This window comes from Stenotrophomonas genospecies 5 (assembly GCF_054473825.1).
The window spans coordinates 2,584,157-2,607,180 of sequence record NZ_JBTMUW010000001.1 but is presented as its reverse complement, the minus strand read 5'-3'; the positions used below and the strand labels follow the sequence as shown (position 1 = coordinate 2,607,180).

The window sequence follows — 23,024 nt, the reverse complement described above, 5'->3', positions numbered from 1 at the left end:
ATCCTGCATGGGCCTGCCTACCCGCGCCATGCAGGAACACTCGATGCGCCGCAGCGCCCGCTTCTGACTTAGAACTCTGCCGCCACCGTCATGAACACCTGCCGCGGTGCGCTGGCGTGGATCGCGTAGCGCTTGCCTTCCGGGTCGGTCGGCGCGAACGAGCTCAGCTGGCCGGCGTAGCGCTTGTTGGTCAGATTGGTCGCGTTCAACGAGACCCGCACGTTGCGCAGTCCCAGCCCAGGGCCGAAGTCATAGCCGGCACCCGCATCGAAGGTGGTCACGCCCGGCACCGACTGATCGTTGGTGTAGGTGTAATAACGCTTGCCGGTGTACTTGGCACGCAGGCTGGCGAAGAAGCCATCGCGGTTCCAGCTGATTTCGCTGGAGGCCATGCGCTGCGGCGTGTCCACCGTGATCTTGCCGGCCACCGGCACCACCGCGCCGCCGGAGATGTAGTCATCTTCGTAGGTGGTCTTGTTCCAGGACAGCGCGTTGTACCACTGCAGGCCATCGACCGGCTTGAGGATGAAGGTCAGTTCCGCGCCGTGGCTCTTCACCGAGCCGACGTTGATGAAGCGTGTCACGCACTCCGGTCGGGTGCCCACTTCGATGCTGGAGCACGGGTTCAGTGACAGCAGGCGGTTGTCGAACGTGACGTTGTAGGCGGCGATCGAGGCCTGGTACTTCTCGCCGAACGTGCGGAAACCGGCCTCCAGGCTCTTCGACTTTTCCGGTTCCAGGTCGGCGCTGGCAGCGAACGATTCCGGTGCCACCTGCAACGGGCCGCCACTGCCACCACCGACGAAGGCGGCGATGTTCTCGGCGTACGAGGCGAACAGCTCGTTGTTGGCGTTGAGCTTGAAGCCCACGCCCAGCTGCGGCAGCACCGACTCCTTGGCCGTCAGCGTGCCGGACGCCAGGCGGGTTTCCACGCCAGGGCGGGCCGTGGCACGCATGCGGGTGTTCGGGCTCTTGATGCCGACATCAACGGTCAGGCGCTGGTCGAGGAAGCGCATGCGGTCCTGCACGTAGAACTGCTGCGTGCGGATGTCGTAGTCCTGGTTGAACAGCAGGCGGTCCGGATTCTTCAGGTACAGGTCGTCCAGGAACGGACCGCTGATGTAGTAGAAATTGCGCGACACGTTGTGGTCGTTCTGCTCGTACCACAGGCCGGCTTCCAGCTCGTGGATGCCAGCCGTCCATGACAGCGCTGCGGTCACGCCGTCGCGGTTGATCGTGTAGTTGGTGCTGCGGATGGAGATCGGCAGCATCCGGTCGGTGCCGGGGTAGGACGGCTGGCCCGGCGCCCACCAGTGACCCTGGCCGCGGTTGTCATGGTGGTAGGCCAGCAGTTTCAGGCGGCCCTGCTCGCCCAGGCGAAGGTCGGCATCGATCGAGTACAGGTTGTCATCGCGCAGCGCACGGCTCTGGTAGTACGCATCGTCGATGCTGGTCACGCCGCCGCTGTAGGCACATCGCGCCGGATCACGCGTAGCCGGCGCGCAGTAGGCGGCGGCCACCGCGCGGTCCCAGTCCGGCGCATAGATGTTCCAGTCCCAGCCCAGGCCCCGGGCCAGCATGTCCTTGGACAGGTAGGCGTAGTTGGCCTGGCTGGCACGCGAGGTCGCCACGAATGCACCAAAACGATGGTCGCCCACGTTCCACACGGCCTTGGCATTGAACTGGCGGGTGGTCTGGTTCTGATGCGGTGCGGCCCACATGTCCTGGTCCTGGTGAACGCCGGAGACATACGCAGAGAAGCCGTTGAGGTCGCCCGTATCCACGCGCAGGTAACCACGGCGCTGATTGTCGTCGCCGACGGTGACGCTGGCACGGCCGCCGAATTCGGTGGACGGATCGGCCGAGAAGTACTGGATGGTGCCGCCGAGGTTGCTGGTCGAGGCCACGCCGAGTGAACCGATGCCCTGCGACAGCTCGGCGCCGGCCAGGTTTTCGGCGATCAGCGCACGGGCGATGCTCAGGCCGTTGTAGTTGCCGTAGCTGTTGTCGCCCAACGGAATGCCATCGAGCGTATAGCCCAGCCGGCTCTTGTCGAATCCGCGCAGGCTGATGGTCTGCGATTCCTCGTTGGCGCCGAACGCATCGTTGGACTGCACCGACACGCCCGGCAGCCGATCGAGGATCTTCTGGCCGCTGGTGCCTGGCGGAAGCACCTGCTTGTCGACGCTGGTAATGCGCTGCACCTGGCGGGTCTCGCCCTGGCCGATCACCGAGATGGTATCCAGCGTCTGCGCGCTGGGCGCGGCATCGGTGCCGGTATCGGCGGCAGAGGCGGAAGCAGCGCTGGCAGCGGCGGAAAGCGCGATCGCTACGGCGATCGTCAGGTGTCGAGTCTGCATGGTGGTCCGTTGCATGGGGGATGGGCACCGGCGTGCGTGCGCGATGCCGCCCCACTATGCGAACGGAACATGAAAGCTTCTTTACGGAACACCCATGCGGGTACGCGCCGCCGCGTTGGCGGCGCACCCAGGGCGGCTCATTAGCCCATGTACAGCCCACCATTGACCGGATAATCGGCGCCGGTCACATACGACGCCTCGTCCGAGGCCAGCCAGGCGCACAGGCCGGCGACTTCTTCCGGACGGCCCAGGCGCCGTACCGGCACCGATGCGGCCAGGCGGTCCAGGACATCCGGAGGAAAACTGCTGATGGCCTGGCTGGCGATGTAGCCCGGCGAGAGCGTGTTGACCGTAACCCCGCGCGACGCCACTTCGGCCGCAAGTGCCCGGCTGAAGCCATGCATGGCGGCCTTGGCGGTGGCGTAGTTCACCTGGCCGATCTGCCCCTTGTGGGCGCTGACCGAACCGATGTTGATGATGCGTCCCCAGCCCCGCGTGGCCATGCCATCGACCACCTGCTTGGTCAGATTGAAGAGCGCGTTGAGGTTGGAGGCGATCACCGCATTCCAGTCTTCTACCGTCATCTGCCGGAACAGCAGGTCGCGGCTGCCGCCGGAGTTGTTGACCAGCACGTCCACTTCTCCCACTTCCGCGCGCACTTTGGCGAAGGCGGCGCTGGTCGAGGCCCAGTCGGTGGCATTGCCCTCGGAGGCGATGAAGTCAAAGCCCTGCTCGCGCTGCTCGCGCAGCCAGTTGGCCTTGCGCGGCGAGTTCGGCGCACAGCCGGCAACAACCGTATGGCCGGCGCGGGCCAGGCTCTGGCAGATGGCAGTGCCGACACTGCCCATGCCGCTGGTGACGTAAGCGATGCGAAGAGTCATTGCGGAACGCTCCTTGGTAACGGGATCAGGCGGCGAGGGGATACAGGCCGAACAGCAGGCTGCCGACCATCAACAGCAGCGAGATGGCGATGGCCCACTTCAGGGTGAATTTCTGGTGGTCGGCGAACTCGACCTTGGCCAGGCCCACCAGCAGGTAGGTGGAGGGCACCAGTGGGCTGAGCAGATGCACCGGCTGGCCGGCCAGCGAGGCGCGGGCCATTTCCACCGGCGTGATGCCGTAGTTGCCAGCGGCTTCGGACAGGATCGGCAACACGCCGAAGTAGAACGCGTCGTTGGACATGAAGAAGGTGAACGGCATCGAGGCCACGGCAGTGATCACCGCCAGATAGGGGCCCCACGAATCCGGAATCACCGCCAGGAAGCTGTGCGACATCGCCTCGACCATGCCGGTGTTGTTGAGGATGCCGGTAAAGATGCCCGCCGCGAAGATCAGCGACACCACCGACAGCACGTTGCCGGCGTGGTTGACCACGCGACGGCGCTGCTCGGCCAGGTTCGGGTAGTTGATCACCAGGGCAATGGCGAAGCCGACCATGAACAGCACCGGCATCGGCAGCACGCCGACGATCAGCGCGGTCATCAGGACCAGGGTCAGCACCAGGTTCACCCACAGCAGCTTGGGCCGCTTGATGTCCTCGGCATCCTCGACCGTCGGCAGCGCATTGCTGTCGTCGGACACGCTGCTGTCCATCCAGCTGCCGCCCTTGGGCAGCGTCACCACGCCCAGCCGGCGGCGTTCCTTCAGGCCCAGGTACCACGCCAGCAGCAGCACGCCCGCGCAGGCGATCACCATCGACGGGATCAGCGGCACGAACACATCAGCAGGATCAACGTGCAGTGCGGTGGCGGCGCGTGCGGTCGGGCCGCCCCACGGAGTCAGGTTCATCACGCCACCGGCGAGGATGGTCACGCAGGTCATGTTCAGCGCGTTCATGCCCAGCCGCTGATACAGCGGCAGCATTGCCGAGACCGTGATCATGTACGTGGTCGAGCCATCGCCATCGAGCGAGATCAGCATCGCCAGCACGGCGGTGCCGAGCACGATCTTCATCGGATCGCCCTTGACGAAGCGCAGGATCACCCGCACCAGCGGATCGAACAGTCCCGCGTCGATCATCACGCCGAAGTAGAGGATGGCGAACATCAGCATCACGCCGGTCGGCGCGATCTTCTTGATGCCTTCCAGCATCATTTCGTCGATGCCGGCGCCAAAGCCACCGATCAGCGCGAACAGGATCGGGATGGTGATCAGGGCCACCAGCGGTGACAGCCGCTTGCTCATGATCAAATACATGAATGTAATGACCATGCCAAAGCCGAGGATGCTCAGCATCATCTGCGGACTCCTTGAGAAAACAGGACGTGGGAAAGGGAGGGGCGGGTGCGGAGGGGGGCGCGGAAGAGGCTCAGAAGTCGTACTGCAGGCGGCCGGTCACGGCGCGCGTGCGGTCCACCGTGATCCCGGCCAGGCGGTCACGGTTGCGGCTTTCGATGACGTTGAGCATGAATCGCAGGTTGTCGCGCAGGTACCAGTTGCCGCCGAGCGTCCAGGCTTCGGTACTGCCGCGGCGCAGGTCGGGAGCGCCGTCGAGGTGCTGCGCGCCCCACATCCGGTCGTAGCGCAGCGCCACTTCAAAGGCACCGGCCTTGTGGCGGATGTCCTTCACCCTGGCGAAGCGGCCGGTCTTGCGGTCGTAGGCGCGGCTCTCGCCGGTAACGAACCAGCTGAGCATGCCGTAGCCGGCCATGACGTCGCCGCGCTGGGCGCCGTCATCGAAGGTCGCACCGCTGAACTCGCCCTGCCATGACAACGGGCCGCGGACCTGGGCGTACTCCAGTGACCACTTGTTGACGTCGGTATCGCGGCCTGCGGAGAAATCGACCAGGGTCAGGCGGCTCTCATCGGACAGATGGCCGGCGGGGCGCGGGCGGATGCGCAGTGCCGGCACACCGTTGGCGCCAGGGTTGTCGTACGCCTCACGGGCCAGCGACAGGCCCAGGTGCAGTACATCGCCGTCGCTGGGCGAGGGCGCCCAGGTCACGCGGCCGCCGGCGGCGCGCCCCTTCACCTGCCAGGCATCGATGCTCTCCAGGCTGTAGACGCTGGCGGCCCAGGTGAAGTCACCCGGATTGGCCTGCCACGAGGCACCCAGCCGGTACAGCGGCGCCAGCGTGGTACCGGCATTGCCGCGCTCCAGGAAGCTGCCGTAGTTGGAGCTGGTGCGGTCATCCAGCGAGAAGTACTGCTTGAACTGGCCGACCGTCAGCTTGCCGGCCTTGCCGAAGCTGCGTGCCAGATAGACGTCCTTGGCTTCCACACGGTCGCCGGAGAAGTCGGCTTCCATCTTGTAGTCGACCACGAAAAACCTGCCGGAGACATCCAGCCAAGCGCGGCGGATCTCGGTGTCATCCTTGTTCGGCGTACCGCGGTTGTCATTGTCGAACGTGGCGAAGTCCAGATGCAGGCGACCGCCCAGCGTGGCGGTGACCGGCCGCTCGTCATCAGCGGCAAAGGCCGGCGCGGCCAACGCAGCCAGGGCCATCATGGCGGCGGAACGCGGCCAGGCAAACGTGAATTCCACAAACCCTCCCAGGTGCGCGCCAGGCGCGCGGCAATCGTGGGCACCGGATGGTGCGCGGCCGCAGTCTGGGTCGCGCAAGCTGTCATCCGCCTGTCAGCGGTTTGTGCGTTGCAGCGTAAAAGCGGCCGCTGCGCTCGCCGGGGCTGGCCCGGCGCTACCCCCGTGCAGGCTGCCCGATCGCGCCGGTCCATCCATCCCCCCCCCCGCGACGCCCGGGTAGCGCCAGGCCAGCCCGGCGGGCAGGCCGGGCGGCATGCGGTAGCATTCGCTTCCCCTCCCACGCTTGTCCCCATGCGCCTGCTGCTGGTTGAAGACAACCCGGATCTGGCCGATGCGATCATCCGTCGCATGCGCCGCAGTGGGCACGCGGTGGATTGGCAGGCCGATGGCCTGGCCGCCGCAAGCGTGCTGCGCTACCAGAGTTTCGATCTGGTGGTGCTGGATATCGGCCTGCCCAAGCTTGATGGGCTACGCGTGCTGGCCGGCATGCGCGAGCGCGGCGACAGCACGCCGGTGCTGATGCTGACCGCGCGCGACGGCATCGAGGACCGCGTGCAGGCGCTGGACGTGGGTGCCGATGATTATCTCGGCAAGCCCTTCGACTTCCGCGAGTTCGAGGCGCGTTGCCGCGTGCTGCTGCGGCGGGCCCGCGGCCAGGCCAGTGAGGTGGTGCAGGTGGGCGGCTTCCAGTTCGACAATGCCGCGCATCGGGTCACCCTGGATGGCGAGCCCATCGAGCTGCCCAACCGCGAGTACCGTCTGCTGGAAATCCTGGTCGGCCGGTTGGGCCACGTGGTCGGCAAGGATGAGATCGGCAACGGCCTGTTCGGCTTCGATGACGAGGCTGGGCCGAACGCGATCGAGCTCTATGTCGGCCGCCTGCGCAGGAAGCTCGCCGACGCGCCGCTGCGCATCACGACCGTGCGCGGCGTCGGTTACCTGCTCGAGGCTCGCGACGAAGGCGTGGACAGCGATGGCTGACGCGCGCCCGGCAGCGGCCGCGCCGGGTTCGCTGCGGCGGACCCTGCTGCTGTATCTGGGTGCGCTGCTGGCGGTGTTCGCAGTCGCCCTGCTGTTTGCCGCACGCGACTACGGCCAGCGTGCGGCCAATCGCTCCTACGATCACCTGCTGGCGTCCTCTGCACTGTCCATCGCCGATTCGGTGGCGCTGGCCGATGGCCAATGGCAGGTCGACCTGCCGTACGCGGCGCTCGACCTGCTGGCGATGGCGCCGGAGGACCGGGTGTTCTACCGCGTCGCGGACAGTCGCGGCACGCTGATCACCGGCTACGGCGACCTGCCGGTGCCACCCCGGCGGCCGGGGAGCCAACCGCAGTTCTTCGATGCGCGCTACAGCGGTGAGACCGTGCGGTTCGTGGTGGTGGGCCGCAGCTTCGCTGCTGCGTCCGCGCAGGGTGAGGTGCTGGTGCAGGTCGGCCAGACCCGGCGCGCGCGCGAGGCGGTGGCGCAGGACATGGTCAACCGGTCGCTGCTGGCGATCGGTGTGCTGTCCGGTCTGCTGCTGGCGCTGGTCGCCTTCGGTGTACACCGTGCATTCCGGCCACTGGTGAGGGTGGAACGCGAACTCTCGCGCCGTGAACCGTCGGACCTGAAGCCGCTGGATGCACGTGTGCCCCGTGAGATGGACCAGATGGTGGCGGCGCTGAACCGCTTCATGGAGCGGCTGTCGAGCAGCAACGAGACCCTGCGCGCGTTCATGGCGGAAGCCGCGCACCAGATGCGTACCCCGCTGGCCGCCCTGCGCGCGCAGGCGCAGCTGGCGCTGGATGATGACGACCCGCAGGACATGCGGCGCAGCCTGCAGGCCATCGAGCGCAATGCCACGCACATGAGCCGGCTGCTCAACCAGCTGCTCAGCGATGCCAGCGTGATCCACCGTTCGCATCTGCAGCGGTTCACGCCGGTGGATCTGGCAGAAACCGTGCACCAGGCATTGCACGATGCGTTGCCGCAGGCCGGTCCCGCGCCGCGCGTGCAGCTGGCCGTCACGTCCGAGCAGGTGCATGTGCACGGTGATGCGCTGCTGCTGCGCGAGGCGATCAAGAACCTGGTGGACAATGCGTTGAAGTATGGCGGCGATGGCCCGCTGCAGATTGCACTGACGGTCGAGGGCGGCCAGGCGGTGCTGACCATTGCCGACCACGGCCCGGGCATCGCCGCGGCCGACGCCGAACGGGTGTTCGAGCGATTCGCCCGTGGCGAAGGCGTGCCATCCGGTGGCGCCGGCCTGGGGCTGGCCATCGTCAAACGCGTGATCGACAGCCATGCAGGCCATATCGACCTCAGCAACCGCCCGCAGGGGGGGCTGATCGCCACCATCCGCCTGCCCCGGAGCAACCCATGATCCGCCTGTTTGCCGCCGTCATCGCGCTGCTGCTGGCTCTGCCTGCGCAGGCTGCACCCGGCGACGTGCGCCGTTTCCCCGCACGTGAGACCGCCACTGCCCAGCTGCGCATCCACGGCACCACCGACATCGAGGTGTTCGCCGTGGTGATCGCCGACTACCAGCGGCTGCATCCCGGCACGGAAGTGGTGTACGAGGACATCATCACCCAGGATCTGTACGCGCGTTACCTGCAGGACCGCACCAGCCCTGCGTCGCCGGATCTGCTGATCTCCAGCGGCATGGACCTGCAGACCAAGCTGGTCAATGACGGTCATGCCCTGCCACACCGCTCGGCGCAGACCGCGGCGCTGCCGGCCTGGGCACAGTGGCGGGGCGAGGCATTCGGGATCAGCTACGAGCCGGTGGTGATGGTCCACAACACGCGCACATTGCCTGCTGCCAAGGTGCCGCATACACGCCGGCAGCTGCTGGACCTGCTGCGCGCGGAAGGCGCGCCCCTGCGCGGACGGGTGGGCACCTACGACATCGAACGCAGCAGCGTGGGCTACCTGCTGGCCACGCAGGATGCGCAGCGTGGCAGCATTGCCGGTGCGCTGCTCGGGGCGCTCGGCGACAACGAGGTGGTTCGCGAGGAGCGCACCGGGGTACTGCTGGACAAGGTCGCCAGCGGCCAGCTGTCGCTGGTCTACAACGTGCTCGGCTCGTACGCGCAGGCGCGCATCGATGCCGGCGCGCCACTGGCCATCATCGAGCCGGAGGACTACACGCTGGTGGTGCTGCGCACGGCCGTGATCCCGCGCACCGGTCCGCATCCGGAGGAGGCGCGGCGTTTCCTCGATTACCTGCTGTCGCCGCGTGGCCAGCAGGTGCTGTCGCGCGAGGCGCGGCTGATGCCGATCGTGCGCAGCGATGCCCGGCGCGATGATGCGCCCGGTCGCAGCCGGCGCCCGATCCAGCTCGGGCCGGGACTGCTGGTCTACCTGGACGCGCTCAAGCGGCGCCAGTTCCTCGATGCCTGGCGCAGCAGCGTGGAGCCGGCGGGGCGCTGATGCCCTGGTAGCGCCGGGCCATGCCCGGCGGATGCAGTGCGCTGCCCGTACAATGGCCGCATGAGCGAATACACCATCCTGATCGCCGATGACCACCCGTTGCTGCGTTCGGCGGTGGTGCAGTCATTGCGGCAGAGCCTGCCGCTTGCCCAGGTGCGCGAGGTGGCCAGTGCCGAAGCGCTCGCCGAGGCGCTGGATGCGCATCCTGACGTGGACCTGGTGCTGCTCGACCTGACCATGCCCGGTGCCCACGGTTTCTCCGCGCTGCTGCACGTGCGTGGCTCGCATCCGGACATTCCGGTGGTGATCCTGTCGTCCAACGATCATCCACGGGTGATCCGGCGCGCGCAGCAGTTCGGCGCAGCTGGTTTCATCCCGAAGTCGGCGCCCGCCGAGACCATTGGCGAGGCGGTGACGGCGGTGCTGGAGGGTGGCCTGTGGTTCCCGGCGATGGCGGCCGAGCGTTCTGAGGCCGATGCACTGCTGGCCAGCCGCCTGGCGCAGCTGACACCGCAGCAGTTCCGGGTGCTGCTGTGCCTGGCCGATGGCCTGCTCAACAAGCAGATTGCCTACACGCTGGGGTTGGCCGAAAACACGGTGAAGGTGCATGTCACCGCGATCCTGAAGAAGCTCGAATGCCACAGCCGCACGCAGGCCGCGGTGCTGGTGAAGGCGCTTGAGCCGGAAGGTGATGCGGGAGCGCCGTGAATCCGTCCCTGGAGGCTTGGCTGCCGCATCCATGCGGCGGACGCCCCCGCGAACCCAACCCGGCCGATCTCTGACAGATTTCGGTGGCCTGCCACCCCCGGAAAAGGGAAAAGATCAAAAGCAGAAGCAGCCTGTCCGGCCGCCTTCTGTGGAGCCGAGCATGGGCTCGGCTCTACACGAGCACGCGCGGCGTCGCGACCCGCGTTTGATCTTCTTTTTCTTCCACGTGGGTGGACGAATAAGGAACCTGCCCGGCCTCAACCATGGACTGCTTTACGTGCCACCGGCGAGGGGCTGCGCCGTTGGCTGGAATCACCCGCGATGGCGGATCAGCAACTGGCTCATCAGCGCCCGCAGCGCCGGCGGCTTCACCGGCTTGGCCATCATGCCCCAGCCACGTTCGGCCGCCATTTCGCGCAGTCCTGCGTCGCGCTCGGCGGTCACCAGCACCACCGGCGGCCGTGCCTGCCAGTGCTCGGCCAGCACTTCGTACAGCACCGGCCCGTGATGGTCGCCCATGCGAACGTCCAGCAGCACCAGCTCCGGGACGGACCCCACGCCGGCCAGCTGTAGCGCGGCCTGGGGGCCATCGGCCAGCACCACCTCGCATCCCCAGCGCTCCAGCAGGGCACGGCTGGCAGCGCAGACATGCGGATCATCATCGATCACCCACACGCGGCGGCCGCGCAGCGGATTGTCTGCCGCCGGTTCCTGTGCCTGCGCCGGTGCCTGCGCAACAGCGGGAATCGCGTTGGCATCGCCAAGAGGTACGCCCACTGCGAACACGCTGCCTCGCCCCAGTTGCGAGCGCAGGCGGATCGGATGGCCGAGCAGGCGGCCGATACGGTCGACGATTGCCAGGCCCAGGCCGGCGCCGCGCTGGTGACCATCGTGCAGACGGCGGAATTCCTCGAAGATTTCACCCTGCAGCGCATCAGGAATGCCGGGGCCCTGGTCATGCACTTCAATCCACAACTGGTCTCCGCGCCGGCGGCAGCCGAGCAGCACCCGGCCACGCTCGCTGTAGCGCAGTGCGTTGGACAGGAAATTCTGCAGGATGCGGCGCAGCAGTGCTTCGTCGCTGACCACCACCGCGCGGGTATCCACCCAGTCCACGACCAGCCCGCGTGTCTGCGCGGCGATGCCGAACTCGCGTGCCAGCGTCTGCAGCAGCGGGCCCAGCCGGAACGCATGCACGCGCGTGGGCAGGCTGCCTGACTCCAGTCGCGCGATGTCGAGCAGGCTGTTGAGGATGGCATCCTGCGCGGCCAGTGCGGCATCGATGTGGTCGGTGGTCTGCTGCTGCGCCGGGTCGGTCAGCTTGCCGCGCAGCACGGAGACGAACATGCGCGCGGCGTTCAACGGTTGCAGCAGGTCGTGCACCGCGGATGCGACGAAACGGGTCTTGTAGCGGTTGGCCTGTTCGGCTTCGCGGCGGGCCTCGTCGAGGTCATGGGTGCGCTCGGCCACGCGGTGTTCCAGCGCATCGGCCAGTGACCGCAGTTCGCGTGCAGCGTTCTTGTAGCTGGTGATGTCGGCGTAGCTGGTGACGAAGCCGCCATCAGGCAGCGGATTGCCACGGATCTCCAGAACGGTGCCATCGTCCTTTTCGCTCTCGCGCATGTGCGGGCGGCCACTGCGCAGGTGGTTCAGACGACGCTCGATGGCCTCGTCGATCGGCCCCGGCCCGAGCAGGCCGCGGCGTGCGTTGTAGCGGAACAGCTCTTCGATGGGCCGGCCGACACGGACCAGCCCCGGCGGGAAGCGGAACAGTTCCAGATAGCGCGAATTCCAGGCGACCAGGCGCTGTTCGCGATCAATGATCACCACGCCCTGCGGCAGGTGCTCCAGGCTGCGGCTCAGGCCGCTGTCGGCATCGGTGGCAGCCTGCAGCAATCCGTCCTGGGCGGTGCGCAGTTCCTGTGCATGCTGCTTGAGCAGGGTTTCCAGTTCGCTGCGGCTGCGCTGGCGGTGCCGGGCCAGGCGTCGGCGCTGCTGCACGAACAGCAGCAGGAACCCCAGCGCCAGCCACGCAGCGGCGCCGGCCAGGGCGGCACCGCGTCCGGCGCTGGTGGCGGCACTGGCATCGTGCAGCAGATGCAGGTTCCAGTGTTCGTCGGGCAGCGCCAGGCTCTGCCACAGCATCGCCTGCGGCAGCACCGGGTCGAGCAGGCGCACCATGCGGCCACCATCGGCCAGCACATCCTCGGTACGCACCCGCAGGGGCTGCAACGAGCGGTCGGCATACTGGCGGGCATCAAGCATCTCGCGGCGCTCGTCCGCGCCCAGCGGCCGCAGCAGGCGGTAGCGCCAGGCATCGCGGTTGGACAGGAACACCACGTCATGGTTGTCGCTGGCCAGCACCACGTCCGGGCTGTTCAGCCACTCCTGTTCCAGCGCCGACAGCTCGATCTTGATCACGATCACGCCGATGCGCTGGCCGCGGTCGTCGACGATCGCCTCGGACATGAAATAGCCGGGCACGCCGGTGGTCATGCCGATGCCGTAGAAGCGGCCGCGGCCGTGGGCCAGGGCCTGCTGGTAATAGGGCCGGTAGCTGTAGTCCTCGCCGACGTTGGTGGTCGGCTGGTCCCAGTTGCTGGCCGCGACCGCGACGCCATCGCGGCCGACCAGGGTCAGGGTGGAGGTTCGGGTGACCTGGTTGGCGCGCTGCAGTTTCAGGTTCAGCTGCTGGCGCTCGGCGGGCGAGGGCGGCGTGCGCAGTACGCGCAGCAGGTCCGGGTCCAGTGCCATCACCTGCGGCAGGGTGCCGAAGCGGTCGATACGCTGCTGCAGGCCCTGGCCGTACAGCTGCAGCTGGCGCTGGACCTGCGTGCTCTCGGCAGCCAGGGCGCTGCGCCACGCGTAGTGGCCCGCCGCGATCGCGCACAGCACGGTGCCTCCGGCCATCGCGAGGAGGGTCAGCAGCAGCATCCGGTGGCGGCCGAGCCAGTACATGGCGGCAGTCTACGCAGTGAGGGCGGGCATGACGTGCATGCCCGCCGGATTCCGCACCGTGGCGCGGATCAGAAGTGCATCTGTGCGCGCAGTTCGAAGATCTCCGGGGTGCTGTGCACACCGCGGCGGCTGGCATCGACCTTGACGTAGTTGGCCTGGAACTTGAAATGGCTGGTCAGGTACCAGTTCGCGCCCAGGGTCAGGTCGTGCTGACGCCCCCCCAGGATGCTGCCGTCGTCCAGATCCAGGCGGCTGTAGCGTGCCACCAGCTCGACCGCGCCGTAGTCGTGGGCGGGCTTGATGTTGGCCACGGCGCCGGCGTTGTACGGACGGGATTCGCCGGTCAGCACCCAGCTGGCCATCGCGTACTGGCCGTGGCCGGTGTAGTCGGGCTTGCCGTCGTTGCGGGTGACAGTGGCCTGCAGCGCTTCGGCCTGCAGCGAGAAGGGGCCACGGATCCAGATGCCTTCCAGGCCGGTGCGGCGGATCTGGTCGGCGGTCACCAGCGCGCCGGAATCCACGTAGCGGATGTCGGTCAGGCCGGCTTCCGGGCGCGCGCGCAACCGTGCGCTGGCCTCGTGATGGACGTCACGGCCATCGCGGTAGCCGCGCGGGTTTTCCTGCGAGTAGGCCAGGCCCAGGTGGATCACATCGCCAGGCGCCTTCACCGGCGTCCACACCGCACGTACCGCCTGCGTGGTGCCGGGGTTGTCGCCCTGCAGGTCCTTGCCGCCGTAGGCACCGGCCTGCAGCAGGTACTGCGGGCGCTCCAGCACCCATTCCACACCGGTGCGGCGGCCGGCGTAGAACGCCTGCACCGGCAGCGCGGTCTCCAGGAAGCTACCGGCGCGCGAGGAGGTGTTGGCATCCAGGCCGACCGGCGTCTTCATGTAGCCGAAGCGGAAGCGGCCGATGTCGCGGCCCACGAAGGCCTTGCTCTCCAGGCGCAGGAACACGTCCAGCCAGGTGTCGGCCTGGAAGTCGTAGTACACCATCGCGTCGTACACGCCCTTCTTCTTCAGCGTGGCGCCGAATTCCTTGCGGCGCACGGCATCGTCATCGTCCAGGCCACTGCCGGAGGAGAAATCGTTGTAGTCGTAGGCGATGTTGGCGGTGGCCGCCAGCTCGGTGCCGTCGCCGAACGCGTACTTGGTCGGCCAGTTGTCGAAATCGGCAGCGGACGCGAAGGCGGGCAGGGCGGCCAGCGACAGGGCCAGCAGGGTGGGAATGGGGCGCATGTTGGGTGCGGCTCTCTCGGATTGCGTAGGGTCAGGACAACAACGGCCGCCAGGGCCGGAACTTGGGCAGGGACGCCACGGGCCGTTCAGCCCGCGCCACCGGCCTCCCGGCGCGGTGCGATGCCGGGCCAGTGTAGGCATCCCGGCCACCTGAACCGGGGGGCTAGTACCAATAGGTTATCTGCGTTGGCGTGCCCGGCGCGTACAAAGGCGTCCATTGGTCGCCACCCTGCGCGTGGAGCGAGGGGGCGGTGACCAGCTTCCACGGTATCGGCTCCCATGCAGTTCCGGGGCCATACGTGCCTGAAAACGCCCTTCCCCGGAGTCCGCCATGCACATCCCGACCGCTGCCCCGGCGCCTGCAAAGCCGTTGCCGATCTACCGCCAGCTGTACTTCCAGGTGATCGTGGCGATCGTCCTGGGCGCCATCCTCGGCCATTACGAACCCCTGATCGGCGAGAAGATGAAGCCGCTCGGCGATGCCTTCATCAACCTGGTGAAGATGATCATCGCGCCGGTGATCTTCCTGACCATCGTCACCGGCATTGCCGGCATGACCCATCTGCGCACGGTCGGCCGCGTGTTCGCCAAGGCCATGGCCTACTTCCTGTTCTTCTCCACGCTGGCGCTGGTGGTGGGCATGATCGTGGCCCACGTGGTACAGCCTGGCGCGGGCATGAACATCAACCCGGCCGAGCTGGACCAGACCGCGGTGCACAGCTACGTCGAGAAGTCGCATGACCTGACCCTGGTCGGCTTCCTGATGGATGTCATCCCGAAGACGCTGATCAGCGCCTTCGTGGACGGCAACATCCTGCAGGTGCTGTTCGTGGCCGTGCTGTTCGGCATCGCGCTGGCGTCGGTCGGCGAGAAGGGCAAGCCGATCCAGAACTTCCTCGAAGCGCTGGTGGCTCCGGTGTTCAAGCTGGTGCACATGCTGATGAAGGCTGCTCCGATCGGCGCCTTCGGCGCGATCGCCTTCACCATCGGCAAGTACGGCGTGGGGTCGTTGATCAACCTGGCCTGGCTGGTCGGTTCGTTCTACATCACCGCCTTCCTGTTCGTGGCGGTCATCCTGGGCGTGGTCTGCCGCCTGTGCGGGTTCTCGGTGTTCAAGCTGGCGCGCTACCTGAAGGCCGAACTGCTGCTGGTGCTGGGTACCTCTTCGTCCGAGTCGGCGCTGCCGTCGCTGATGGAGAAGATGGAGCGGGCCGGCTGCAGCAAGTCGGTGGTGGGCCTGGTGGTCCCCACCGGCTACTCGTTCAACCTGGACGGCACCAACATCTACATGACCCTGGCGGCGCTGTTCATCGCCCAGGCCACCAACACCGAACTGACCCTGGGCCACCAGATCGCGCTGCTGCTGGTCGCCATGCTCAGCTCCAAGGGCGCGGCCGGCGTCACCGGTGCCGGCTTCATCACCCTGGCGGCCACTCTGGCCGTGGTGCCGGAAGTGCCCGTGGCCGGCATGGCGCTGATCCTCGGCGTGGACCGCTTCATGAGCGAATGCCGCTCGCTGACCAACTTCATCGGCAATGCCGTGGCCACGGTGGTGGTCTCGCGCTGGGAAGGCGCACTGGACCGTGACCGCCTGAAGCTGGCGCTGGATGGTCGCGAAAGCGAACTGCCGCCGCCGGTCGATGCCGTGCCGGAGGCACTGCCCGCCAAGGGCTGATCCAGGTGTGTGGTACCGCGGGGCCGGTCACGTGAGTGGTGCGGCCCCGCGGCGTTTCAAGGCGTCCCATGGCTGTCATGGGCAGCGCCGAAGCTGGTGGCTCCAGGTTGTCGCATACGCCAGGGAATTGTGCGGTCGCAGCATGCCTGCGACAGGATAGCGACAGGTCCGGGCGCCCCAACGGGGGTATGATCCCCTGTCCCTCTTGCCCATTCATGTATCCAACGTCGATGTCCAACGAAGATTTCAAACAGGCCGCCCTCGATTACCACCGGATGTCCCCGCCGGGCAAGATCAAGGTCTCCGCGACCAAGCCGATGCTGACCCAGCGCGACCTGTCGCTGGCGTACTCGCCGGGCGTGGCGTACGCCTGTGAAGCAATCAAGGCCGACCCGCAGCAGGCCAGCGAGCTGACCGCCCGCGGCAACCTGGTGGCGGTGATCTCCAACGGCACCGCGGTGCTGGGCCTGGGCAACATCGGCGCACTGGCCGGCAAGCCGGTGATGGAAGGCAAGGGCGTGCTGTTCCAGAAGTTCGCCGGCATCGATGTGTTCGACATCGAAGTGGACGAAACCGATCCGGACAAGCTGGTCGACATCATCGCCTCGCTGGAGCCGACCTTCGGCGGCATCAACCTGGAAGACATCAAGGCGCCGGAATGCTTCGTGGTCGAGCGCAAGCTGCGCGAGCGCATGAAGATCCCGGTGTTCCATGACGACCAGCACGGTACGGCGATCATCGTCGGCGCGGCGGTGCTGAACGCCATGGCGATCACCGGCAAGAAGATCGAGGAGGTGAAGCTGGCGACCACGGGCATGGGCGCGGCGGGCGTTTCCTGCGTCAACATGCTGGTGCAGCTGGGCCTGAAGCCGGAGAACATCCTGGCGTTCGACCGCGAGGGCGTGATCCACACCGGTCGTACCGATCTGGACCCGGAAAAGCAGCGTTACGCACGCGACACCGACAAGCGCACCCTGGCCGAGATCGTCGACGGCGCGGATATCTTCCTGGGCCTGTCGGCGCCCGGCATCCTCACCGCCGAAATGGTCAAGACCATGGCGCCGGACCCGGTGATCTTCGCACTGGCCAATCCGACCCCGGAAATCATGCCGGAAGTGGCGCGTGCGGCGCGTCCGGACGCGATCATCGGCACCGGCCGTTCGGATTACCCGAACCAGGTCAACAACGTGCTGTGCTTCCCGTACCTGTTCCGCGGTGCGCTGGACGTGGGCGCCACCGCGATCAACGAGGAAATGAAGATCGCCTGCGTGCGCGCCATCGCCGCACTGGCACGCCGCGCCGCGACCGACATGGGCTCGGCCTACGGCGGTGAAACCCCGAGCTTCGGCCGCGAGTACCTGATCCCGCGCCCGTTTGATCGCCGCCTGCTGGTGGAGCTGTCCGCTGCCGTGGCCCAGGCCGCGATGGACTCGGGGGTGGCCGCCCGGCCGATCGCCGACATGGGCGCCTACCGTGACAAGCTGGCCCAGTTCGTCTACCGCACCAGCCTGATGATGAAGCCGGTGTACGACCGTGCACGCACCGACAAGCAGCGCGTGGTCTATGCCGAAGGCGAAGAGGAAGTGGTGCTGCAGGCGGTGCAGAACGTGGTCGATGAAGGGCTCGCACATCCGATCCTGATCGGCCGGCCGGACGTGATCGAAGCGCGCATCGAGCGCCTGGGCCTGCGCCTGAAGGCTGGTGAGCACTTCGAGATCACCAACATCAATGATGATCCGCGCTTCAACGAATACTGGCAGTACTACCACGGGCTGACCGGTCGTCGCGGCGTCACCGTGGCGGCGGCGAAGAACCTGATGCGTTCGCGGCCGACCCTGATTGCCGCGGTGATGGTCGCGCGTGGCGAAGCCGATGCAATGCTGACCGGCATCGTCGGCCGTTTCCACAAGAAGCTGGGTTATGTCCGCAGCGTGCTGCCGCTGGAGCCGAAGGTCACCTCGACCTCGGCGATGACCGGCGTCATCAACCAGCAGGGCGTGTTCTTCTTCGTCGACACGCACGTGCAGGAAGATCCCAGTGCCGAGCAGATCTGCGAGGCGACCCTGCAGGCCGCGTACCGCATGAAGCTGTTCGGCATCGAACCGAAGGTGGCGCTGCTGTCGCACTCCAATTTCGGCAGCCACGATTCCAAGGACGCGCTGAAGATGCGCCAGGTCCGCGAGCTGCTGCTCAAGCGCAATCCGCGCCTGAACGTGGACGGCGAGATGCAGGGCGATACCGCCTGGGACGAGGCGCTGCGCCAGAAGCTGCTGCCGGGTTCCACCCTGCAGGGTCGCGCCAACCTGTTCGTGCTGCCCAATCTGGAAGCGGCCAACATCGCTTACAACCTGGTGCGTGTGTTCACCGATGGCGTGGCGATCGGCCCGATCCTGATGGGCGTGAACAAGCCGGTGCACATCCTGACCACCAGCGCGACCTCGCGCCGCATCCTGAACATGACCGCCATTGCTGCGGTCGATGCGCAGATCCGCAAGCAGCTGGAAGCGGAAAAGAAGGCGTAATCCTTCGTCACCGCGATCGCTGCAGAAACGCGCCCCACGGGGCGCGTTTCTGTTTCCGCACAGCGGAAACCGGATCGGGTAGCGCCGGGCCATGCCCGGCGAGCGCGCAGCGCGGCAAATCAGGCATTCCGCCGGGCATGGCCCGGCGCTACCGATCAGCGCTTGCCGCGTCGTGCCGGTGCCGGCGGCGGGGCGTCCGAACGCGGCGTGGCGTACTCGGCCCATAGCGCCGGCAGGCCCTTGCCGGTGTGCTGCTGCCACAGCGCCAGGGTGTACTGGCCGTTGCGCAGGGCCTTGTCCAGCGCCAGCACCAGGCCGGGGTGTCCAGCTTCGGCCCATTTCAGGAAGGCCCCGGTTACCCGGTAGCCGCTTTCCACGCTCTGGCCCTTGCCCACTTTGTCCGGCAGCGCCCAGCCCGCTGCGGCATTGTCCGTGCCGTAGCGGTCGCGGGCGTAGTCGGCGATGCCTTCCACCAGCCAGCCCGGTACCCGCGTGTCGCCGTAGCTCGGGTAGCCCTGCACGATGTGCATCGCCTCGTGGGTCACCAGGTCGATGTCATCGGGGTGCTTCACCAGCCAGCCCGGGTTGATGGTGATGGTGCTCGCCTTGTCCTTCTCGCCCACGTAGGCGACGCCGTCGTAGGCCGGATCGATCACGATGTGCACCTCGGCCGGTGCCGCCGGGTGGAAGTCCGCCCGTTCGCGCAGGTAGGCGGAATAGAACGTATCGACGATGCGCTGGCGTGCCGGTGCGGCCAGCGCACCGGTCGCATCCTGGTAGTGCAACGTGATGCCTTCGCGGGTGAACTGGCCATCGAAGGCCCGGGGCTGCGACGGCTGGGCCAGCGCAATGCCGGGCAGAGTGAATGCAGCAAGTGCAAGGGTCAGCAGGCGAATGCGCATGGGGTCACCGTACAGTGGAGGGGGACAACAGTTCGATCTCAGCCAGCTGCAGGCGTCCCGGCGCAGTTACGCGCAGGCGGTACTCGGCATAGCGTGAGGGCGAGGCGATGCGGAACGGACGGGTCTGCCGCGCAGCACTGAAGTCTTCGCCACGCCGCTGGTCCAGCGTGGTCCAGCGGCCGTCGCCGTTACGGGCTTCCAGCGTCCATCCAGCCCCCCGGATCGGCCCTTCGCCGCTGGTCAGCGTATACATCGTCGGCGCGCCATCACCCACGGCGCTCAGCATGAGGGTGGCACCCGCGCCCAGCGGAACGGCCGTGGTCGCATCGTCGTCCAACAGCGCGGGCACGGCGCGGCCATCGGCCAGCGCAGCGCGCGTGCCGCTGCCCAGCAGATCGTGCAGCATCCGCGGTCGCTGGCCCGGTGCGGTCAGCGAACGGGGCACGTCGTCGGCGCCTGTGCCCCAGCGCGAAGGCTGCGGGCCCATCTCGAAGTCCAGCGTCGCGCCCTTGGCGATCACCTCGTGCGGTACCCAGGTCCGGGTCCATGGCGTGCCGTTGATCTTCAGCGACTGGACGTAGACGTTCTCCGCGGAGTTCTGCGGCGCATTGACGGTCAGCACCGCGCCACCCTGCAGTTCCACCCGGGCGTGCCTGAATGCCGGGGAGCCGATCACGTATTCCGGCGCGCCCATCCGCAGTGGATACAGGCCCAGCGAAGCCAGCACGTACCATGCGGAGGTCTCGCCATTGTCCTCATCGCCCGGATAGCCCTGGCCGATCTCGCTGCCCACGTACAGCCGCGACAGGATCTCGCGCACGTGCTGCTGGGTCTTCCAGGGCTGCCCGGCGTACAGATACATCCATGGGATATGGTGCGCCGGCTGGTTGCTGTGCGCGTACATGCCCATGCGCACGTCGCGCGCTTCGGTCATCTCATGGATGATGCCGCCGTAGGAGCCTGCAAACGCGGCATCGGCGGTCTCCGGCGTAGCAAAGAAGGCATCGAGCTTGGCGGCCAGCCTGTCGCGGCCACCGTACAGCGCGGCCAGGCCCTCGCCATCGTGCGCGGCGGTGAAGGCGAACGTCCAGCCGTTGGATTCGGTGTAGTCGTGGCCCCACACGCGCGGATCGTAGTCCTTGGCGTCCACGCGCCAGCTGCCGTCGGCCTTGCGGCCCTGGAAGAAGCCGGCGGCAGGGTCGAACAGGGTCGCGTAGCCGGCAGCGCGGTAGCGGAAGTAGTCGGCTTCGGTGCTGTAGCGCTCGCGCTGCGCGGCGGTGGTCGCGCGCTTGGCCAGTGCCTCGGCCATGTTGGCGATGCCGAAGTCGTTCAGCGCGCCTTCCATCGTCCATGACATGCCTTCATGCACGTCGGCACTGGCATAGCCGCGGAACGTCGAGCGGTCCATGCCCTTGCGCCCTACATGGCGATCGGGCGGTACCACGGTGGCGTTCTTCAGCGCCGCGGCATAGGCCTCGGCGGGATCGAAACCGCCGACGCCCTTCAGCCATGCGTCGGCGAAGGCCACGTCGGAACTGGTGCCGACCATCAGGTCCGCGTAGCCCGGCGATGACCAGCGGGCGATCCAGCCGCCCGCGCGGTACTGCTCGATGAAACCCTGCACGAGCTGGCCGGCGTCCTCCGGCGTGAACAGTGCGTACGCCGGCCACGTCGTGCGGAACGTATCCCAGAAGCCATTGTTGACGAACACCCGGCCATCGCGCACGCCACTGAAGGTGCGGCTGTCACTGCCATCGGTGTTGTTCTCGCTGGCGCTGGCCTGGTTGGCGTAACGCCACTCGGGGGCGGCAGCGCTGCCGACGTTTTCGTGGCCGGAGTTGGGATACAGGTACAACCGGTAGAGGCTGGAGTACAGCGTGGTTTTCTGGTCGTCCGTGGCATCGCCGATATCGAAGCGGGCCAGGCGCGCATCCCAGGCATCCTGGGCGCGGCCGGCCACGCTTTCCAGCGTATCCGTGGCGGAAATCTCCAGAGCAAGGTTGTGCCGCGCCTGTTCGAGCGAGATCAGCGAGGTGGCAATGCGCATGGTGACGCGGCGATCGCTGCCGGCATCGAACTTGATGTAGCCGGTCGGGCGGCCGCTGTCGATGCGTCCGCTGCTGCGCCAGGGCCGGTCGAAGCGGGCCACCACGAACATGCGGCCGGCACCGTTGGACAGGCCGCTGCGCGTGTCGGTGTAGCCGGACAGTGTCTGCGTGGCCGCATCCAGTGTCAGCCCGCCGCGTGCGTCCACATTGTCGAACAGCAGGTTGGCATCACCTTCCGCAGGGAAATCGAAGCGGAAGACCGCGGCGTGGTCGGTCGGCGCGATGGAGGCGGCGATGCCGTTGTCGAAGCGCACGTCGTAGCGGTAGGGGCGCGCGTTCTCGTGCGAGCGGTCGAAGGACAGCGCACGCTTGCTGCGGTCGGCCTCGGGCACACCGCGGCTGGCCGATGGCATCACCTGGAAGGTCTGGCGGTCGCCCATCCAGGGACTGGGCTGGTGACTCAGCGCGAGCGCCTGCAGCTGCGGGCGGTTGTTCGCATCGTTCTGCTCGTTCCAGCGGTACAGCCAGTTCAGTGCACCGGCATCGGTCACCGGGGTCCAGAAGTTGAAGCCGTGCGGCACCGCCGTGGCCGGGAAATTGTTGCCGCGCGAGAACGTGCCGTTGGCCTGCGTACCGCGGGTGGTCAGCACCCAGTCCGAGACCCGCTGCGGCACCTGCCGCGGCTGCGCATCCAGGCGCACGTCATCGATCCAGCCGGACACCGGCGCACCGTCGGCGCTGGCCACTTCCAGCTCGATGGCGACCACCCGGCGGCCGCGCAGCGCAGGCACATCGCCCAGGCGTACCGCCTTGCGCGCCCACTGCTGCGGGTACAGCGTTTTCGAATCGCCCTGCGCACGCGCGCCCACGGCGATGCCGTGCTGATCACGCGCGGAGCTGGCCGATACGCGGCTGCCATCGTCCAGGCGCAGGTCCAGCGAGACGTAGGTGGAGGCCATCGTGTCCTTGTCGACGATCTCCGGCAGCACCAGCCAGGACAGGGTGGTGTCGGCGTCGATGGTCAGGTCCGTGCTGAACAGGTCGCGCCGCGCCGCGCCGCCGTCGGCCTGGTAGTGCAGCGCGCGCAGGCCGCTGTAGCCGGCGTTGCGCTTGGCCGCATACGGCGCCGCCGGACCGGTGCCGATCTGCACCTGCAGCGCGCCGCCGGCCTTGGCCGGTGCGGGCTCACCTGCTTCGAACGAGGTCTGCAGGCCCTGTGCCATTGCGGGCAGGGCGGGCGTGGCGCAGGCCAGGGCCAGGGCGAGCGGAAGCAGGGCGCGGCGCGGATCGGAAAGGGTCATGCAGGGTCTCCCGGAAGGGCAGGCGGCAGGCAGGACCCGCATCGGCACGTACCACGGCCAGCATCGCGCCCGCCGCCCAGGGGCGGTGGAAAGGAGCGATGCCGGTCCGGTGGGGGCGGGCCATGCGATCGGGTCGTCGGAGTGGTCCCGATCCTGCCTCAGTGCGTTGCCCCCTGACAAGTGCAATTAGTTCGATCCAAATCCGGGAAAAACGTTTCATTTCAAATTATTGACAGAGGGGATTGGATCGATTTAAAAGTGGCCGGGGTCCAGGCCCGGGGAAGGCGGCGTCCTTCCCGTCCCGATCCCAACCCTTCCATCTGTCCCGGAACACCCTGCATGCCCTGATCCGGGCGGGCGGCCTGCGCTTGCTGCTGCTGCCCGTCACCACCGTCCATCCACGACCCTCCC

At 67.4% G+C, this 23,024-nt stretch carries 14 protein-coding genes; 6 read left to right on the top strand and 8 right to left on the bottom strand.

What is annotated here, in order from left to right; all coding sequences use genetic code 11:
* Positions 1-68 precede the first annotated feature (68 nt).
* From ACX9OW_RS11940 to ACX9OW_RS11925, 4 genes are all read right to left on the bottom strand, one after another.
* A complete protein-coding gene (locus tag ACX9OW_RS11940; RefSeq protein ID WP_459062312.1) occupies positions 69-2,360 on the bottom strand; it encodes a TonB-dependent receptor in 2,292 nt (763 codons plus the stop codon).
* A gap of 140 nt (positions 2,361-2,500) precedes the next feature.
* Positions 2,501-3,241 carry an acetoacetyl-CoA reductase gene (gene phbB / locus ACX9OW_RS11935; protein WP_053517420.1) on the bottom strand — a complete coding sequence of 247 codons (741 nt, stop codon included), beginning with the start codon at positions 3,239-3,241 and terminating at the stop codon, positions 2,501-2,503.
* A 25-nt stretch (positions 3,242-3,266) separates the two neighbouring features.
* Entirely contained in the window at positions 3,267-4,595 is a 1,329-nt protein-coding gene (locus tag ACX9OW_RS11930) for a CitMHS family transporter (RefSeq protein WP_053517450.1), read from the bottom strand.
* A gap of 73 nt (positions 4,596-4,668) precedes the next feature.
* Positions 4,669-5,808 carry an OprO/OprP family phosphate-selective porin gene (locus ACX9OW_RS11925; RefSeq protein WP_065175123.1) on the bottom strand — a complete coding sequence of 380 codons (1,140 nt, stop codon included), beginning with the start codon at positions 5,806-5,808 and terminating at the stop codon, positions 4,669-4,671.
* A 327-nt stretch (positions 5,809-6,135) separates the two neighbouring features.
* On the opposite strand from ACX9OW_RS11925, the gene ACX9OW_RS11920 reads away from it, so the two are divergent.
* From ACX9OW_RS11920 to ACX9OW_RS11905, 4 genes are read left to right on the top strand one after another with little or no spacing between them, the layout of a single operon-like run.
* Positions 6,136-6,825 (top strand): response regulator transcription factor, encoded by a 690-nt coding sequence (locus tag ACX9OW_RS11920; RefSeq protein ID WP_053517418.1) that lies wholly within the window; start codon positions 6,136-6,138, stop codon positions 6,823-6,825.
* On the top strand, positions 6,818-8,209 hold the full coding sequence (locus tag ACX9OW_RS11915) for a sensor histidine kinase N-terminal domain-containing protein (RefSeq protein WP_459062311.1): 1,392 nt from the start codon (positions 6,818-6,820) through the stop codon (positions 8,207-8,209). The genes ACX9OW_RS11920 and ACX9OW_RS11915 overlap by 8 nt, the downstream gene beginning before the upstream one ends.
* Positions 8,206-9,261, top strand: coding sequence for an ABC transporter substrate-binding protein (locus ACX9OW_RS11910; protein ID WP_065175121.1), 1,056 nt, complete (start codon positions 8,206-8,208; stop codon positions 9,259-9,261). Before ACX9OW_RS11915 ends, ACX9OW_RS11910 begins: the two co-directional genes overlap by 4 nt.
* A gap of 60 nt (positions 9,262-9,321) precedes the next feature.
* Complete coding sequence (locus ACX9OW_RS11905; RefSeq protein WP_053517414.1) at positions 9,322-9,969, top strand: response regulator; 648 nt, start codon at positions 9,322-9,324, stop codon at positions 9,967-9,969.
* A 312-nt stretch (positions 9,970-10,281) separates the two neighbouring features.
* On the opposite strand, the gene ACX9OW_RS11900 is transcribed toward ACX9OW_RS11905, so the two are convergent.
* Complete coding sequence (locus ACX9OW_RS11900; RefSeq protein WP_459062310.1) at positions 10,282-12,927, bottom strand: hybrid sensor histidine kinase/response regulator; 2,646 nt, start codon at positions 12,925-12,927, stop codon at positions 10,282-10,284.
* Positions 12,928-12,995: 68 nt separating this feature from the next.
* On the bottom strand, positions 12,996-14,165 hold the full coding sequence (locus tag ACX9OW_RS11895) for an OprO/OprP family phosphate-selective porin (protein ID WP_053517412.1): 1,170 nt from the start codon (positions 14,163-14,165) through the stop codon (positions 12,996-12,998).
* A gap of 331 nt (positions 14,166-14,496) precedes the next feature.
* On the opposite strand from ACX9OW_RS11895, the gene ACX9OW_RS11890 reads away from it, so the two are divergent.
* Both ACX9OW_RS11890 and ACX9OW_RS11885 read left to right on the top strand, forming a co-directional pair.
* Complete coding sequence (locus ACX9OW_RS11890; protein WP_053517411.1) at positions 14,497-15,840, top strand: dicarboxylate/amino acid:cation symporter; 1,344 nt, start codon at positions 14,497-14,499, stop codon at positions 15,838-15,840.
* Between the two features lie 230 nt (positions 15,841-16,070).
* The gene (locus tag ACX9OW_RS11885; RefSeq protein WP_065175119.1) at positions 16,071-18,362 is read left to right on the top strand and encodes an NADP-dependent malic enzyme; all 2,292 of its coding nucleotides are present in this window, start codon (positions 16,071-16,073) and stop codon (positions 18,360-18,362) included.
* A gap of 155 nt (positions 18,363-18,517) precedes the next feature.
* On the opposite strand, the gene ACX9OW_RS11880 is transcribed toward ACX9OW_RS11885, so the two are convergent.
* On the bottom strand, positions 18,518-19,264 hold the full coding sequence (locus ACX9OW_RS11880) for a basic secretory protein-like protein (protein WP_459062309.1): 747 nt from the start codon (positions 19,262-19,264) through the stop codon (positions 18,518-18,520).
* A gap of 4 nt (positions 19,265-19,268) precedes the next feature.
* Positions 19,269-22,613 (bottom strand): GH92 family glycosyl hydrolase, encoded by a 3,345-nt coding sequence (locus ACX9OW_RS11875; RefSeq protein WP_459062308.1) that lies wholly within the window; start codon positions 22,611-22,613, stop codon positions 19,269-19,271.
* Positions 22,614-23,024: the final 411 nt, after the last annotated feature.